The following is a 16,115-nucleotide window of genomic DNA, read 5'->3' as shown; positions in this document are numbered from 1 at the left end:
TATTAACGGGCTGAAATTCTTTAATACAGGGGAACCGGGCACGCCTTTCTCCTTTTTTCGCTCCATTTTCTGGAACAACGAGCTGGCATTTAACAGCCGTGACGGTCAGCAAATCTTTCGCCATGAACTGTTTCATGTGCAGCAAAAACATAGTACCGATATTATACTCACCGAACTGGTTACTGCCCTTTTTTGGGTGAACCCCTTTTTTCATATCCTGAAAAAGGAATTGAAGGCCATTCATGAGTTCCTGGCCGATCAATACGCCATTTCAGGCAACAACCGGTATGATTATGCCGAATTACTGGTGTTGCAAACCATAAAGGCAAACTACTCGCTCATTACCAACCATTTTTTCCAAAACCATATCAAAAGACGTATTGCCATGATCACTAACAACCAAAGTGCCTGTTTAAGCTATCGCAGCCGTTTAATGGCACTGCCGGTACTCGCCATGGTTTTCTGCTCCATTGCGCTGCATGCGCAACCAAGGACTTCTGAAGATAATAATATTGGCGCCAAAAAACCCCTGACTATTTTAGTTGATGCCGGCCATGGCGGAATAGACCCGGGCGCTCAAACCAAAGACGGTAAAGCGAAAGAAAAAGACCTTACTTTGCAAATAAGCCAAAAGATTCAGCAATTAGCAGCGGCTTATAATGTAAATGTTGTGATGAGCCGCACCGATGATAATTTGCCAGGTGGTACCACCAATATTCATGAAGGATTAAGGGCACGTACCGCACTCGCTGAAAAGATCAAACCTGATATGTATATTTCCATACACGTTTCCTTCAGTGATGAGCCAGTTACTACCCGAACCGGATTTGAGATCTATGTACCCAATGATACCACCCAACGCGTGAACCAGTCGAAACAACTTGGCTCTGTTATTAACCGGGAATTAGGCAAGTTGTACGCTACTAACCAGACTTTGAAACAGCGTAAAGATCAAAACATTTGGGTATTGCAGCGTACCCCCTGCCCTGCCGTGCTGATAGAGTGTGGCTTTCTCAACAACGATAAAGACCTTGCTTATTTCAGTGACCCCGGCAACCAGGAGGCTGTTGCCAAAAAAATTCTGGAAGGTATTGTGAACTATAAAAACCAACCGATGAGCATAATACCTGGTGGGGCTAATTTCTCCGACTCCATTCTTTATAAGCTCACCAAACATTTTAACCGCAATACCGGCTATCCCAAACAGGCTTTGGGCAATAATGCAGAAGGAGATGTATATTTTTCGGTAGCTGTTGACGAAAATGGGAAGGTTGGTAATTTAAAGTTCTATAAACAAGCGCCTGCTGAAGCCAAAACTATAAACAACCTCACTACAGTATATTTAGTTAACAATACACCACCAACCAGTACCGCATCACTTACCAAAGAGGAATTACAAAAGCAGCTCCAGGAAGAAGTGAAAAAAGTGTATGATAACAAACCCAGGGTAACGGAATTAGACCGGTTGCCACCTGCACAATACTTTTTCAAGGCAAGCTTCCGTCTTGAAAAAACAAATACGCCCACCACTTAGATTAAAAAATTAGTATTAAAAGAAAGAGTCATTTATCACCCGGTAAATGACTCTTTCTTTTAATACCAGTTACTGCAAATGTTATTGGATAAGACCCCCTTAAATTTTTACATTTTTTATACAGGATTTTCATAGCTTTCGTCCGGAATTAAAATCGGGTTAAACCCTTTCGTCCAACATGTTAAAGAAAGAACGACAAGCTTATATTTTACACCAGGTGAACCTTCACAACAAGGTGATGTCAAGTAACCTCAGCAGGGACATGAACGTATCGGAAGATACCATCCGCCGCGACTTACAGGAGCTGGCCGATGAAGGCAAGATCATAAAAGTGCATGGCGGGGCTTTGTCACACTCTTTTAGCCAGGTACATTATACATCTTCACAGGTTTATTCGCATGATCACAAAAAAACCATTGCCCGCAAAGCTGCGTCGCTTATACATGACGGCATGTTTGTAATAACTACCGGCGGCACTACCATTATTGAAATGGCCCGGGCGTTACCACCCCGGTTAAAAGCCACCTTTGTTTCCGGTAGCATACCTGCCATTCTTGAATACATGCAACACCCATCGGTTGATGTGATCGCCATTGGCGATAAGGTTTCCAAAAACAGCAAAATAACTACCGGCGGCGAGGCCATTTCGCAAATCAAACGCATCCGCGCCGACCTTTGTTTTTTAGGCGTTAATGCCATTAGCCTGAAAGATGGCATTACCGATAGCGACTGGGATGTGGTGCAGTTGAAAAAAGCGATGGTTGAATCAGCGCAAAAAGTGGTTTGCCTGAGTATTGCCGAAAAGATCAACAGCATTCAACCGATACATATCTGTGACATTAGTAAAATACATATGCTCATCACCGAGCTATCGCCCGATGACCCGCTATTAAAACCATATAAAGATGCGGGAATAGAAGTTATTTAGTACACTATTTCTTCATTGCCCACTTTCAATACCAGTTCCTTTTTATCACTGGCTTCAACGCGGCCTACGATCTGCGCTTCAATGCCCAGCTTTTTTGCTTCCTCAATAAATTTGGGGGCAGAAGCGGCATCGGTAAACACTTCCAGGCGATGGCCCATGTTGAATACCTGGTACATTTCGCGGTTGTCGCTACCGGAAGCTTCCTGAATAAGCTGGAAGATGATGGGCGGTTCAAATAAATTATCCTTTATAACACGGAAGTTACCTGGCAGGTACTTCATACATTTTGTTTGTCCGCCGCCACTGCAATGAATAAGGCCGTGAATGGCATCAAAATGATTGGCGAACATAGCCTGCAATAAGGGAGCATAGGTACGGGTAGGTGATAACAACAGTTTACCTACCTGGAATTGTTCCCGGCCAACAGTATCTGTTAACAGATAGGGGCCGATATATACCACTTCACTGGCCAGGCTGTTCTCGTATGATTCCCTGAATTTTTCTGCGTAGAATTTGCTTAATACGTCGTGGCGGGCGCTGGTTAATCCATTGCTGCCGATACCGCTGTTGTATTCGGTTTCGTAAACGGTTTGGCCAAAACTGCTGAACCCCACAATTACATCACCGGCCTGAATGTTGTCATTGGTCACCAGCCTGTTTTTGGGCCAGCGGGCGGTCATGGTGCCATTTACGGCAATGGTACGCACCACATCGCCCACATCGGCGGTCTCCCCACCCAGGTAATGGATGTTTACATTGAACTGTTTCAGCGAATCGAACAACTCCTGGGTGCCGTTGATCACGGTTTCCAGCACATCGCCCGAAACCACGGTTTTATTACGATCGATGGTTGAAGAAAATAGCAAATTATCAGTGATGCCCACACACAACAGGTCATCGAGGTTCATTACCACGGCATCCTGTGCAATGCCTTTCCAAACCGACAGGTCGCCGGTTTCTTTCCAGTATAAATAAGCCAGAATGCTTTTGGTACCGGCGCCATCGGCATGCATTACATTCACCCAGTCTTGCTGGCCGGTAAGGTAATCGGGGTAGATCTTGCAGAAGGCATGGGGATACAAACCTTTATCTAACTTTTCTGTAGCCTTGTGAACTTCTTCTTTCTGGGCAGAAACACCCCGTTGTGAATATAAACTCATTTTATAATTTGAAACCGCAAAGGTACAAAAAGAGGCAGGAAGTAGGAAGTAAGAGGTAAGAAAAGCCCGAAATTCGGGAAGCCCGATAATTATCAGCAATTTCGCATACCGGGACTTCCCTACTTCTTACCTCTTACTTCATACTTCGACTTCCTTACCGTATTTTCGCACCTCTTTTATGAAAGTTTACTTTTCTATAGATTCCATTCCGGCCTTTAAAAAGGCCGTTGTTACGATAGGCACATTCGACGGGGTGCATACCGGCCACAAAAGCATTTTGGAGCAATTAAAACGCGAAGCTGCCCGTATTGGCGGGGAAACGGTGATCATCACCTTCCACCCCCATCCCCGAAAAGTGATCGTGAGCGGCCAGCCGGGTATCCAGCTTATCAATACGATCGACGAAAAAATTGAACTGCTCGATAAAAATGGCATCGATCACCTGGTGGTGGTGCCATTCACCGATGCGTTTGCGCAACAGACGCCTGAGGAATATATTGAACAATTTCTGGTTGAGAAATTTCATCCCCATACCGTTATTATCGGGTATGACCACCGGTTTGGCAAAAACCGCCGGGGCGATTACAAATTGCTGGAAGAATACAGCCAGCGCCTTGGGTTTAGCCTCATGGAAATACCCGCCCACCTGATTAATGACAATACGGTAAGTTCCACCCGCATTCGCGAAGCCATTTTGCAAGGCAATACCGATGTGGCCAATACCCTGCTGGGTTATGATTTCTTTTTTGAAGGCACGGTTGTAGACGGTAATAAGCTGGGCCGTACGTTGGGCTACCCTACCGCCAACCTGCGCATAGAAAATGAAGAAAAGCTGATCCCGGGAAATGGTATTTATGCGGTGCAGGCAATAATCGGCAAACGGCAAACGGCAAACGGCAAACATGAAACGGCAAACATGGAAGGGCAAAGGGCAGAGGGCAAAGGGCTGAGAATCCTGAACGGAATGATGAGTATTGGTGTACGGCCAACTATTGGTGGTACCGACCGGGTTATTGAAGTAAATCTCTTCGATTTCAATGAAAATATTTACGGCGCTACCTTACGCGTATACATCAAAAAATATTTGCGCAGCGAAGTAAAGTTCAACGGACTTGAAGCCCTGGTTGAACAACTGGTAAAAGATAAAGAAGATACATTGAAGGTATTAGGTAATAAGTAAACCAATTACCTGGTTAACTTCTCAACAAGTTAACTCGTCAACTTGTCAACTTGTCAACTTGTTAACTGGTCAACTGGTCAACTAATTAACCATCTTAGCAACCATCTCTTTTAACAACGAAGCGTCTGATGAGCCTGTATCATTTACCCCCACACTTCTGAGGTTATAATGATGCAGCAGTAACAGCGCTTTTTCAACGCCGTTATAGCCGTAATTACGCGCTACCAGTAAATAATCTTTCACAAACCAGGCATTCACCCCAATATTGGCGGCAACAGTTTTTTCATCCTTGCTGGCCTGGCCAAAGATCATGTAGGTTTTACTAAACAGGTTATATAGTGTAGGTAATACCAGTTGTATGGGCGCCGCTTTGGGATTGGCTTCAAAGTATTGAATGATACGCATGGCCTTGGACAGATCTTTTGCGGCCATGGCCGATTGTAACTCAAAAGGATTGTACTCCTTGCTTACCCCCACATACTTTTCAATATCATCTTCGGTAATACTGGTCCTGCTGCCGAGGTTTACCAGCATTTTTTCAATCTCATTATCAATACGGCTGAGATCATTGCCTATATGATCAACCAACAGCAATAACCCTTTTTGTGAAATGGTATAGCCTTTACTTTTAACCAACTCATTCGTCCAGTCGGGCAGCTGGTTATCGTACATCTTCTTGGTAGTAAATAATTCAGCTTTTGTCTTTAGCAGTTTGGCAAGCTGCGTACGGCCATCCACCTTTTTTTCTTTGTATGCTACAATAAACACGGTGGATGTCAGTGGTTGCCCGATGTATGACTCTAATTTGTCGATATCACGCATGTGTTGCGCTTCTTTTAAAAGCACCACCTGGCGTTCTGAAAACATGGGGTATCTTTTACAGGCATTGATCACCTGGGTCCAGTCTGCATCGCGGCCATAAAATACGGTCAAATTAAAACCTGCCTCAGCGTCCGTTAAAATGTTATGCTCGGCATATTGCACTATTTTGTCGATAAAATAATCTTCTTCGCCTTCGAGCCAATAAACAGGTTTAAAGAGCTTCTTTTTCCAGTCAGATATAATTTTTTCTACAGACATGTATTAATAAATCGTGGTTTAAACTTTGCAATATTACCACAAAAAAAGCCCGTGACATATAGCGAATTATACACAACTGTAACACAATACTATACTATCCTTCAGCGTTCAATGCCGGCCTGTGGACGGGTTATATGCCAAATTCTGGCATGGTTTTGGTCAAACCCTTATGCGAAACCCAATTACAACGAACTAACCCATAATAGAACTAAATACTGAACCCGATTTTATAACCTTTCAAAATAAACATACACTTATTATGAGTACAACCAATTATCCATCCGCTAGTCCACAAGGTGCACCCCCAAAACGTGATTCAAAGAACCTGATCATCGGTTTGTTAGCCGTTGGTATTCTTGGTACATGGGGATACTTTTTATGGGACAAAAACAAGTCTGATCAAAAGATCACCCAACTGCAAACACAGTATGTGGCAGTAGATTCATCTAAGAATGAATTACAAAAAAGCTTTGACGCTGCTTTAACTCGTTTGGATTCTTTAACCGGTTATAACAATGAACTGGAAGGAAAGATGAATGATAAAACCAGCGAAATTTCCAAGCTGAAAGGTCAGATCGGAAGTATCCTGAAAAAACAACGTCTGTCTGAAGGTGAAAAGAAAAAAGCACAGGCTTTGATCGGCGAACTGAACGACAAGATCGCTAACCTGGAAGCAGAAGTAGCTCGTTTAACTACAGAAAATCAACAGTTGACTACTGACAAAACTCAGTTGACTGCTGATAAAGAGAAACTCACTACCGATCTGCAAACCACCACTCAACAGAAAGAAGAATTAGCAACTAAAGTAGACATCGCTTCTACCCTGAATGCTTCTAACATCACTGTTACTCCGGTGAACGAAAAGAAAAACGGTAAAGAATCAGAAACAACCTCAGCAAAGAAAGTTGACAAACTGGTAATTGCTATGGACGTTGCAAACCGCATCGCTCAAACAGGTTCTACTGATGTTTACGTTTGCATCACTGGTCCTGATGGTCAACCAGTAGCTGTTGAAGCTTTAGGTTCTGGCAAATTCACCACTCGTGAAGAAGGTGAAAAACTGTTCACTGCTAAAGTTCCTGTTGACTTCGAACAAGGCAAAAACAAACACGTTGAATTTGCCTGGAAACAAAACAGCCCTTTCAAACAAGGTAACTACAAGATCGAAGTATACCACAATGGTTTCAAGATCGGCGAAGCTACCCGTTCACTGAAGAAAGGTGGCATCTTCGGATAATCTTTCACTATATATTTGAAAAGCTCCCCACGACAACATCGTGGGGAGTTTTTTTTGGTACCTATTATAACAACGCCCTGATCGATGCCCGTCCTATATGTACTATGCGCGAGGCGCCAGGTTTACGCCCCTCATACTGCATACTGAACTCCAGGTTGTTCATTATCCTTTTAGTAAGATCAAGCGTCCATAGATAGTTCTTACCCGGCTGTAACCCTTCCAGAAGGATATAGCCTGAAGAAGAATTTGGATTCGGAACCCCATCGAATGAAGAAAAAGAAATATCTGAATAAGTGAATTTAGCCATTATAGAAGTGCTTTGCAGAATATTATACTTCACATCGGTATTCAGTGAGTTTGATTTTGATCTCTCCTGGCTTCCCTGCTCATTGTTTTTATCGCTGTACTTATACCCTACTCCCACTCTGAAATTGCCTCCCTTTTGAAATGTAAACCTTGGTTCTGCCGAGTATTGTTTAATCAGGTAATTGCGGTTATCAAATTTGGGGTTGCTGGTGATAAGCTGATTGATGCCTGAACGACCAGTCATTTCCAATGCAAACCACCTGGTTATATTCCAGCGGGTACGGGCCGACCACTCATCCAGTTTATGACTTTCATAGCCATAAGTAAGCAACGACTTGGCCTCCGTGCGTGAATTGGTAACATCGAAACCCCATTTAGGACTGAAACGGTTAAACGAGAACGTGTTTACAAAACTCTTGTTCAGGGTAATGAGTGAGGTATCGTTTAACGGCGCTTTAAAAGGATCAAACTGCACCAGCTTATCTGCTACTTCCTTTTTATTGATCTGTAACGATGACTGCAGGTTTATTTTTGAAATAAACTTACGCAGGGTATTTGCCGTAGTCAGGTTTATGGCGGCGCGCGGGTTCAGGTTAATGCTGTAGTTAAAAGTATTGTAGCTGGCTTTTACGTATACGTTAGTTGGAGTAAAGATGCGAATGAACTTGGCCTGGTCCTGGAACAGGGCCACTTCAAACTCATTTAACTGCTGAATACCATCACTGTTATAATCTATCCAGGTATACTGGCCCTGACCGGCCGGCACTTCCAGGTAAGAATAATCCCTTTTCTGCTCCTGCCCGGCTCCTACTTCGTACAACAGGTTACCGGTTAACAGGCCGTTCACTACATTGATCTGGTATTCTGCCCGCCCTAACAGGCTTTCTTCCGGCATCTGGCGGTTCAATGTGGTATCCAGTATCTGTAGTTTACGGTAAGTGCTGGTAAACCGGAACTGGTGCCGCGGGTCCTTTGTCAGATCGGCTGTCAGGGTTGCGTTCTGGCTGCGATCAGCCTTTACCAGGCCGTACCCCAGCGGGTATGAATTGGTACGGGTAAACCAGTTTACCCCCCAGTGATTGGGTTTTGCCGGGTCTGATTTAAGATACGCGGATGCATTGGTAAACGAAAAGCTTTGCAGTGCTATGGAATCGGAGATCTTATCACGAATTTTATTGTGCTCTACCGCATATGCACCGCCTATAATGTAATTCTTTAATTTCGGGAACTGCCGCGAAACACTTATAACCGGCCGCCAGAAGTACCCTTTGCTATCGGTAGCATTGACATTGGAAAGGGTGAACTGGTTGTTGAACGTCCAGCCCTTTATAGTCTGTATTTGGGTAATGCTGTGTCGTAACCCAGTAAACGAAGTACCCCGGTTGTATTCAGTGAACTGGTACTTCAGGGAATTGCTTTTTTGGTCTGCTACGCCCACCCCGGCTGTTACTATATTCTCATTCACAGGCGTGTTCAGTAATAGCGGCAAGCCCCAATCGCGGGTAAACTCAATATTCCTTAACCGTTCCAGGGGTTTGAACCGGGAGTCAACATACTCATACCCCAGGTCGGTAGTCAGTTTTATTCCCCTTTTTGAATTGTTAAAAGGAATGGTGTTTTTAAAATCAACTTTGGCGGCATACCCCCGGTCATTGGCTTTATCGATGTTTGAAAACGTGTTCACATCATTCAAACTGGTAGCCACTTCGGTATTCAGCACCATATTCTTCGTAATGTTATATTCAACACCCAGGTTGGCCACCTGTTGTTTTTTGGGGGCCACCAGGAACACGGCCGGTTCAAAATTCCCCTGTTTAACGCCGTTCACCGGTTGCACCCAGCGATATACCTTTCCATTGGCCCCATTGAGGTCGGGAATGTAATTCCCGTTATTAATGCCCACTTCAATAAACGACAGGGAGTAAAAGGCGTTGTCGGGATTGGTTGAATAGATATAGATAGAATCATGCGTTCCGTTATACACAGTATCAACCTTTTGATACTGGATAGCACCGGTTGAAAAAGTATCTTTTGGTGCATAGGGGTAATAAGCCTTGTTTACGCTATCGCCCAGGTTCTTTAAAAATGCTTTTTGATCGGCGTTCAGGTTTTGGTTGATGGGCGAGCTTTTGGCATCGGCATTACTGAAATATCCCAGCTTTACTTTTACCTTCTTATTGAAATCTGTTTCGTTGGTGAGGTAAATATTCGAATTCAGGTAATTGCGATCGGCGTATTCAAACTCCACCACTATGCGTTTGTCTTTTGTAACCATTTGTTTAGGGGTGAACGAGATCTCCGCCGTATTGTAATTGATCACATAGTCCCGGTCTTCCCCACGCTGCATTAATACGCCATCGATGTATACCCGCTCGGTATTGGCCAGCACCACAAAATAAAACTCGTTATTGGCGCCCTGAAGACGATAGGGTCCCTGGTTGCCTTCCTGACCGATCAGGGTATTACGATTGAATTTACCCTTGGCAATTGATCCGCTGATCAGGGTCTTGTTTATAATGCTATCCGTAATGGCGGTGGTGGTTTCAAAAGCCACCCCCTGTAGACGTTTATAAAAACTGAGGAAATAGCTTTGTTGTTGCCGGATGTCGATATCGCCGAGACTCAGCGCCCAGTTCTTTTTTTTGAACTGTAGAAAAATGCGGTCAAATTCATTCAGCTGCGCTGTAGTGCCATCGGGTTGAATGGGAATATTATTATCGGTAATGGCGGCTACAATTTCAATACTATCGGCCAGGTAACCGCTCAGCTGCAGGTTCAGGTTACTGGTAAATACGGCGTCCTGGCTATTGCCAAAGGAAATGCCCCGGCCAAAACTACCACTGTAATTAATGTTGCCGAAGTTGAAAAAGTTATCGCCCAACCCGCCGACCCCTACATAATCGGGCGTAAACGGCTGCCCCATGAAATTATTCATGATGCTGTCGTACTGCATACGGCTCACTGCAGCGTTCAAACGGGTTCTGAAAACGCGGTAACGAATGATGACGCTATCCAATGGAGGTAACTGCTTCCAGGTAAGCCGGGCATTTACAAAATCAATATCGTAAAGGCTATCGGGTATGCCGGCAACAGAAACGGTGCCGGGAACAAGGCTCATGCTATCGAGCTGTATGGTGTGCCGTTTTGCAGAAACCACCTTTTTACGCAGGTTCGACCCTGGGGTACCCAAACGCGGATTCTGGGCAACAGCCAGCAGCCAGCCAACAGAAAAACAAATACACAGTATCAGGTTCTTCCCGATCAACAACCTAGTTAGATTTTTTATGGTCGTCTTTTCAAAAGAGGGTATAATACAGTTCCTATTGAAAAAAACGGTGGTTTGGTAACCATAGCGCTTAAAGTTAGCATTTATTGCATGAACCGGTATTTTATCGATCTGTAATGGGTTTGAACCGATCATTTTACCGCGTGTGACTCAAAATATAATTGGAGCGGGATCTTTGCAGCGTGAGCCCGTTCACTTTTTCGCAATGCAATCCAAGGCGGGTGGCTATTGCGCGGATGGTGTTTTCGGACACCAGCAGCAGTTTATTCTGTTTTGAGATTTTCCGGTAGTCTGAAAACAACAGGTACGAGATAAATCCTGCAAAGGCCCCTATCCTGCCCCTTTTAATACAATACATCAGCAGCGAAAACGCATCTTTGAGTGAGGAAGTGTTTTCGTCCAGCACATCGGCAATAATGAGTTTACCCTGCGGTTTTAAATAATGGCGAAGCATACCAATTACCTCATCGAGGTCGTTCGCACTTTTAAAGTATTGTATGATGCTTAAAAGCAGGATGTAATCGAAATGCTTTCCATTCAGAGCTTCGCCCAGTATTTTTTTATTGGTGGCAGTGTCTGTTGTTATGAGCAGGAACCGGGAAGCAGGATGGTTTTTGCGGCATTCCTTTATAAAGAAATCATTGATATCTGCCCCGGTAAGTTGAATGCTCTTAGTTGCCAGGGAATCGGCCACAAACCCCGGACCGCATCCATAATCGAAAAGCTGGTCGGTTGGTTGTAGCGGGTATAGTTTCTCAAATTTCAATACAAAATAACTGGTAGCCATTTTCATGACTGCATAAAAAGACAGTCGTTGATCCTGCCAGAAATTTCCCCAGCCAGTGGTGCTCATATGTGTTCGTTAGTAATGGTGTCTGATTCCTACGTAGCCAATGTTCTAAAGATAAGGGTTTAGGGCTGGGATATAAAAAATAAAAGGCCCCTCCCGACAAGTCGGGAGGGGCATTATTACTATTGTATGTATGAACTAGGCCATTTGCAATTTATTAGCCTGTTTTCTTTCGAGGTATTCATCGAAGCTCATCAGTTTGTCGATAGCTCCGTTGGGCGTTAACTCAATAATACGGTTGGCAACGGTTTGCATAAAGGTATGGTCATGCGATGACAGCAGAACGATACCGGTAAAGTTGGTCATGCTTTCGTTGAACGACTGTATCGATTCCAGATCGAGGTGGTTGGTGGGTTCATCGAGGATCACTACGTTGGGGTCCTGCAACATCATACGGCTAACCATACAACGTACTTTCTCCCCTCCACTCAGCACACTTGTTTTCTTCATGATCTCATCGCCGGTGAACAACATTTTACCCAGGAAGCCACGCAGGAACGGCTCATCCACATCTGTTACGTGTGGTGGCACATACTGGCGTAACCAATCCATCAGGTTCAAATTACCCTGCTCCGCAAAGTATTTCGAGTTATCGTTGGGCAAATAAGCTTTTGTTACGGTTCCACCCCATTCGTATTTACCGCTATCGGCAGCCACTTCGCCATTGATGATCTCAAAGAAGGCGGTAATGGCCATATGGTCATCGGCAACAATAGCAACCTTATCGCCTTTGTTCAGGGTAAAGCTGATGTCTTTGAAAAGCGGTTTGCCTTCTACAGATTTTGACAGCTTTTCTACGTTCAATATCTGGTTACCAACTTCACGTTGTTGTTTGAAGATGATACCAGGGTATTTTCTGTTTGAAGGAGTAATGTCTTCGATAACCAGTTTTTCCAGGGCCTTTTTACGGGAGGTAGCCTGTTTTGATTTGGAAGCGTTGGCGCTGAAGCGGGCGATGAACTCCATCAGGTCTTTCCGCTTTTCTTCCATCTTCTTGTTCTTATCGCCTACCTGGCGGGCAGCCAACTGGCTACTTTCGTACCAGAAAGTATAGTTACCGGTGTATATTTTTATCTTCTGACGGTCAACGTCGGCCACATGGGTACAAACGGAGTCCAAAAAGTGACGATCGTGCGATACCACAATTACGATGTTCTCATAATCGGCCAGGAAGTTCTCCAGCCAGGAGATGGTCACCACGTCGAGGTTGTTAGTAGGCTCATCAAGGATCAGGATGTCGGGGTTACCAAACAGCGCCTGTACCAGCAGCACCCGTACTTTCATAGCTCCACTAATGTCTTTCATCAGCAACTGGTGCATTTCATCTTTAACCCCCAGCTCACTGAGCATACTGGCGGCATCGCTTTCGGCGGTATAGCCACCCATTTCGCCAAACTCACCTTCCAGCTCACCGGCGCGAATACCGTCTTCTTCGGTAAAATCGGCCTTTGCATAAATGGCGTCCCGCTCATGCATTACTTCCCACAACTTCTTATGCCCCATCAAAACCGTATTCAAAACAGTAATTTCGTCAAATTCGAAATGGTTCTGTTTCAACACAGCCATCCGTTCGCCGGGTGTTATATCAACGGTTCCCTTGTTAGGTTCAATTTCACCCGATAAAATTTTAAGGAAAGTAGACTTCCCGGCGCCATTGGCGCCAATTACACCGTAGCAATTGCCTTTACTGAAGGAAAGGTTCACCTCATCGAATAATACCCGTTTTCCGAATGATAGGGTCACATTATTCACTGTAATCATACGTGCGCAAAAATTTTGAAGCGGCAAAGGTACGATAAACAATGGGGAAAACGGAATTATGAATTTGGATATACTTCAGCACTTCCCGGTCACCGGCTTTCACGGTTGCCACGACGGGGCTTTTGCCCTCTGCCCTTTGCCTTTAAGGCTTAATTGAGTCGATAATTTCTTTATTGTCAACGAGTAATACGGTGCTGTCGGCTTTTTCGCCTGAATGAAGGTAGTCTTCTTTACTGGCCCATTGCTTTACTCCAATTTTGTAGGCTGCCTGCCGGTCGCCGGTTAATTCGTACACCAGCTGTTTGCTCAGCGGGTCGGGCACCCAAACAAAGAAACTGTTTGGCACCCCAAATTCGTCCATGGAGAAGTTTACGTGAAACTTCCGGGCTAACTCATCTTCGGGCGGACGGATCCAATGAACAGTTTGAATGTTCTTATTATAATGTTCCCGGAAGTAATTTTTAAGCGCCGCTGTTTCAGCTACCAACGGCCGGGCAAAACCCTGTTGAAAGTTAAAGCGGGCGCAGAAAACGAAAAAGAGAATGATGGCCGCTCCGCCCGCTTGCAAAACCAGCTTGTTTGTTATGTAGTACAACGCCATTTCAAAACAAACAAGGAACACGATCAGGTTCAGGGCAAACTGTGTTCTGTTGGAAGCATAGTTTTCTTCTATAAGCAAACCTGGTAAATAGGATAGCAACCCAAAACACATAATAATAGCCAGGTGTATAATGGCCTGCTTTTGTTTTCCTTTACCAAACCGTTTAAAGGTCAGTGCAGCCAGGCTCAACAGCGCCAGCGCATAATATACCAACGATATTATGCTTCTTTCTTCAGTAAGCAAGGTAAAGCGGAAGCTTCTTTCCAGCGGGCGGGCCAAAAAGAAGGCCAGTTTTATAAATGGATTTATATACAGCTTATTACGCGGGTCTTCCGGGATGTTATCTAAAAAATAGAAACTTAGCTTATAGATTATAAAGTAAGCAGTATATACGGCAAAAAACACGATCGCTCCCCTTAGCAGCACTTTGTTTTTATTGAGATTCAGGGGGTTGATGAAAAACAGGAAAAAAGGGATCAGAAAACAGGCCCATGAACCCTGGTACAAAAACAGGCCCGGTACGCCCAACAATAAGGCCGCGGCGACAGCCCACAAAAACTTACGTGGTTTAAAGTCATCTGAACGAAGACTGTTTATAACAATAGCGCCTGCCAGCACGGAGGCGGTGTCTGAAATGAAAAACTGTAAACAGGTAGCCCATTGAACGGCGACTAAAAATGAGGGATTGGTTATCAGGTATAAACAGGTAAAAAAGGGCAGGTATTTAAATTTGGGAACATTGGCTACTTCTTTTTTAATAATTGCATACCACAGCGGTAAACACAGCATCCAGCCAAAAAAGGAGAACAACCGCATGTAGATAACCCCGTGTATGGTATCGATCATATTGAACAACCAGCGCTGTAACTCTTCAGTTAAATAACGCCCTTCATCTATGAACATATAAAAACCGGAAATAGCCCTGTAACCCCAAAGCTGAAAAGCTTCATCCATGAATATGTAATTGCTGTAAAAAAGGGGCAGGAAAATGAAGAATAAAACAAGCCAAAGGATCCCTACCAGATACAAATCTTTACGTTGCATACATGACAAGCACTGTTAAATCCCACGATTTAACCAGGCCTTTTTGGTTTTATAATATCGTTGCCAAATTAAAACCTTAAAACGGCTGCTACCCCTATCTTACAGGAAGATTTCTTTAAATTAAAGCGTTAATTTAATAGTATCCTCCTGTATTCCTAATGCATTTCTAATGTGTTGATTAGCTTTGTATTTATGGATTAAGGGCATCTATCAGTTCCGGCATATTCACCACCAGGGTACTGTATGTAACCCGTTCACCTGAATTGGCAAATTCTGCGGCATCCTTCCAATATTTTACGGTCAATTGTTTGGTAGCTTCCCTGTTTCCTGTTTTTTCATATACCAGTTGCCAGGTCAAATCCCCGGGTACCCAGTCAAAAATAGCGCAAGTGGTCGGTACGCCGAATTCATCCATAGACGATTGTACATGGAATTTTTTTTCGAAGGCATTCTGCGGCAATCCTATGAAGTGTACTGTGGTGATATTTTTATTGTAATGCTGCTGCATGTAATTTTTAACCGCCATATATTCTTTGTGAATGGGCTGCAAAAACTGTTTGTTAAAATTGTACCAGCCTGATATAATTAAAACAGATGCGACAGAGATGGCAATTGCCCTGCGTAGTTGTATATTTTTCACAATATACAAAGCCATTTCTACCCAAACGATCCATACACACATGTCGATGGCCAGCAAGGTCCTATTAGATGAATAACTTTCATGTACCACCAGAGAGGGCAGGTACGATAATACAAACGTCGTACCTGCAGCCGCAATATATTTCACAGCCAACAACCTGTTTTTTCCAAATCTTATAAATGCAAGCACCATCCAACCCAGCAGGAGCAGATAATACATGGTTTTGGCGAATTTATTGTCGCCATTGATTATAAGATTGAACCAGAAAGCCCGCTTAAGCGGCTGCGTAATAAAATAAGCAATTTTGCCCGGCACATCGTTGGTAAAGCCTGCCCGTGCATCGCCTGAAAGGTGCGCAATTGCCAACGAAAGTTTGAATAAAACGAAATAAAGTGCATACATCGCAAAGTAAAAAGCCAGTCCTTTTATGAACACCGCATCTTTCCCTGTAGCATCAGCGCTTATGTAATAGAGCAAAAACGGGATCACAAAACAACCAAATCCACTT

11 protein-coding genes are annotated in these 16,115 nt (G+C 44.0%); 4 read left to right on the top strand and 7 right to left on the bottom strand.

From position 1 onward, the window contains the following. Both ACJ751_RS09915 and ACJ751_RS09910 read left to right on the top strand, forming a co-directional pair. Nucleotides 1-1,534, top strand: a 1,534-nt coding sequence (locus ACJ751_RS09915; protein ID WP_407745330.1) for an N-acetylmuramoyl-L-alanine amidase, incomplete at its 5' end; no start/stop codon positions are given. A gap of 178 nt (nucleotides 1,535-1,712) precedes the next feature. Then, nucleotides 1,713-2,462, top strand: a complete 750-nt coding sequence (locus ACJ751_RS09910; protein WP_407745329.1) for a DeoR/GlpR family DNA-binding transcription regulator — start codon at nucleotides 1,713-1,715, stop codon at nucleotides 2,460-2,462. Here the strand turns inward: ACJ751_RS09910 and ACJ751_RS09905 are convergent. After that, nucleotides 2,459-3,622: an AIR synthase related protein gene (locus ACJ751_RS09905; protein WP_407745328.1), complete on the bottom strand. Its 1,164-nt coding sequence runs from the start codon at nucleotides 3,620-3,622 to the stop codon at nucleotides 2,459-2,461. The genes ACJ751_RS09910 and ACJ751_RS09905 overlap by 4 nt on opposite strands. Nucleotides 3,623-3,800: 178 nt before the next feature. Here ACJ751_RS09905 and ACJ751_RS09900 point away from each other — a divergent pair, with 178 nt between their 5' ends. Then, the gene (locus tag ACJ751_RS09900) at nucleotides 3,801-4,802 is read left to right on the top strand and encodes a bifunctional riboflavin kinase/FAD synthetase (RefSeq protein ID WP_407745327.1); all 1,002 of its coding nucleotides are present in this window, start codon (nucleotides 3,801-3,803) and stop codon (nucleotides 4,800-4,802) included. An 81-nt stretch (nucleotides 4,803-4,883) separates the two neighbouring features. Here ACJ751_RS09900 and holA read toward each other — a convergent pair whose 3' ends face one another. Continuing rightward, entirely contained in the window at nucleotides 4,884-5,882 is a 999-nt protein-coding gene (holA, locus tag ACJ751_RS09895; protein WP_407745326.1) for a DNA polymerase III subunit delta, read from the bottom strand. 259 nt (nucleotides 5,883-6,141) lie between these two features. Here holA and ACJ751_RS09890 point away from each other — a divergent pair, with 259 nt between their 5' ends. Further along, nucleotides 6,142-7,119 carry a hypothetical protein gene (locus tag ACJ751_RS09890; protein ID WP_407745325.1) on the top strand — a complete coding sequence of 326 codons (978 nt, stop codon included), beginning with the start codon at nucleotides 6,142-6,144 and terminating at the stop codon, nucleotides 7,117-7,119. A 64-nt stretch (nucleotides 7,120-7,183) separates the two neighbouring features. On the opposite strand, the gene ACJ751_RS09885 is transcribed toward ACJ751_RS09890, so the two are convergent. The 5 genes from ACJ751_RS09885 to ACJ751_RS09865 all read right to left on the bottom strand — a co-directional run. Further along, nucleotides 7,184-10,846 (bottom strand): hypothetical protein, encoded by a 3,663-nt coding sequence (locus ACJ751_RS09885; RefSeq protein ID WP_407745324.1) that lies wholly within the window; start codon nucleotides 10,844-10,846, stop codon nucleotides 7,184-7,186. A 1-nt stretch (nucleotide 10,847) separates the two neighbouring features. Continuing rightward, nucleotides 10,848-11,564: a class I SAM-dependent methyltransferase gene (locus ACJ751_RS09880; protein ID WP_407745323.1), complete on the bottom strand. Its 717-nt coding sequence runs from the start codon at nucleotides 11,562-11,564 to the stop codon at nucleotides 10,848-10,850. 135 nt (nucleotides 11,565-11,699) lie between these two features. Continuing rightward, on the bottom strand, nucleotides 11,700-13,322 hold the full coding sequence (locus tag ACJ751_RS09875; protein ID WP_407745322.1) for an ABC-F family ATP-binding cassette domain-containing protein: 1,623 nt from the start codon (nucleotides 13,320-13,322) through the stop codon (nucleotides 11,700-11,702). A 142-nt stretch (nucleotides 13,323-13,464) separates the two neighbouring features. After that, nucleotides 13,465-14,877, bottom strand: a complete 1,413-nt coding sequence (locus ACJ751_RS09870) for a hypothetical protein (protein ID WP_407745321.1) — start codon at nucleotides 14,875-14,877, stop codon at nucleotides 13,465-13,467. Between the two features lie 280 nt (nucleotides 14,878-15,157). After that, a partial coding sequence (locus ACJ751_RS09865; protein WP_407745320.1) for a hypothetical protein occupies nucleotides 15,158-16,115 on the bottom strand: 958 nt, incomplete at its 5' end.

It is taken from the genome of Niastella sp. (assembly GCF_045805085.1).
Classification (GTDB): Bacteria; Bacteroidota; Bacteroidia; order Chitinophagales; family Chitinophagaceae; genus Niastella.
This window is presented reverse-complemented; position numbering and strand designations above follow the sequence as displayed.

Coding starts and splice junctions, on each gene's coding strand:
- ACJ751_RS09910 (WP_407745329.1), top strand. CDS start 1,713: ATGTTAAAGAAAGAACGACAAGCTTATATTTTACACCAGGTGAACCTT.
- ACJ751_RS09905 (WP_407745328.1), bottom strand. CDS start 3,622: ATGAGTTTATATTCACAACGGGGTGTTTCTGCCCAGAAAGAAGAAGTT.
- ACJ751_RS09900 (WP_407745327.1), top strand. CDS start 3,801: ATGAAAGTTTACTTTTCTATAGATTCCATTCCGGCCTTTAAAAAGGCC.
- holA (WP_407745326.1), bottom strand. CDS start 5,882: ATGTCTGTAGAAAAAATTATATCTGACTGGAAAAAGAAGCTCTTTAAA.
- ACJ751_RS09890 (WP_407745325.1), top strand. CDS start 6,142: ATGAGTACAACCAATTATCCATCCGCTAGTCCACAAGGTGCACCCCCA.
- ACJ751_RS09885 (WP_407745324.1), bottom strand. CDS start 10,846: ATGATCGGTTCAAACCCATTACAGATCGATAAAATACCGGTTCATGCA.
- ACJ751_RS09880 (WP_407745323.1), bottom strand. CDS start 11,564: ATGAGCACCACTGGCTGGGGAAATTTCTGGCAGGATCAACGACTGTCT.
- ACJ751_RS09875 (WP_407745322.1), bottom strand. CDS start 13,322: ATGATTACAGTGAATAATGTGACCCTATCATTCGGAAAACGGGTATTA.
- ACJ751_RS09870 (WP_407745321.1), bottom strand. CDS start 14,877: ATGGATGAAGCTTTTCAGCTTTGGGGTTACAGGGCTATTTCCGGTTTT.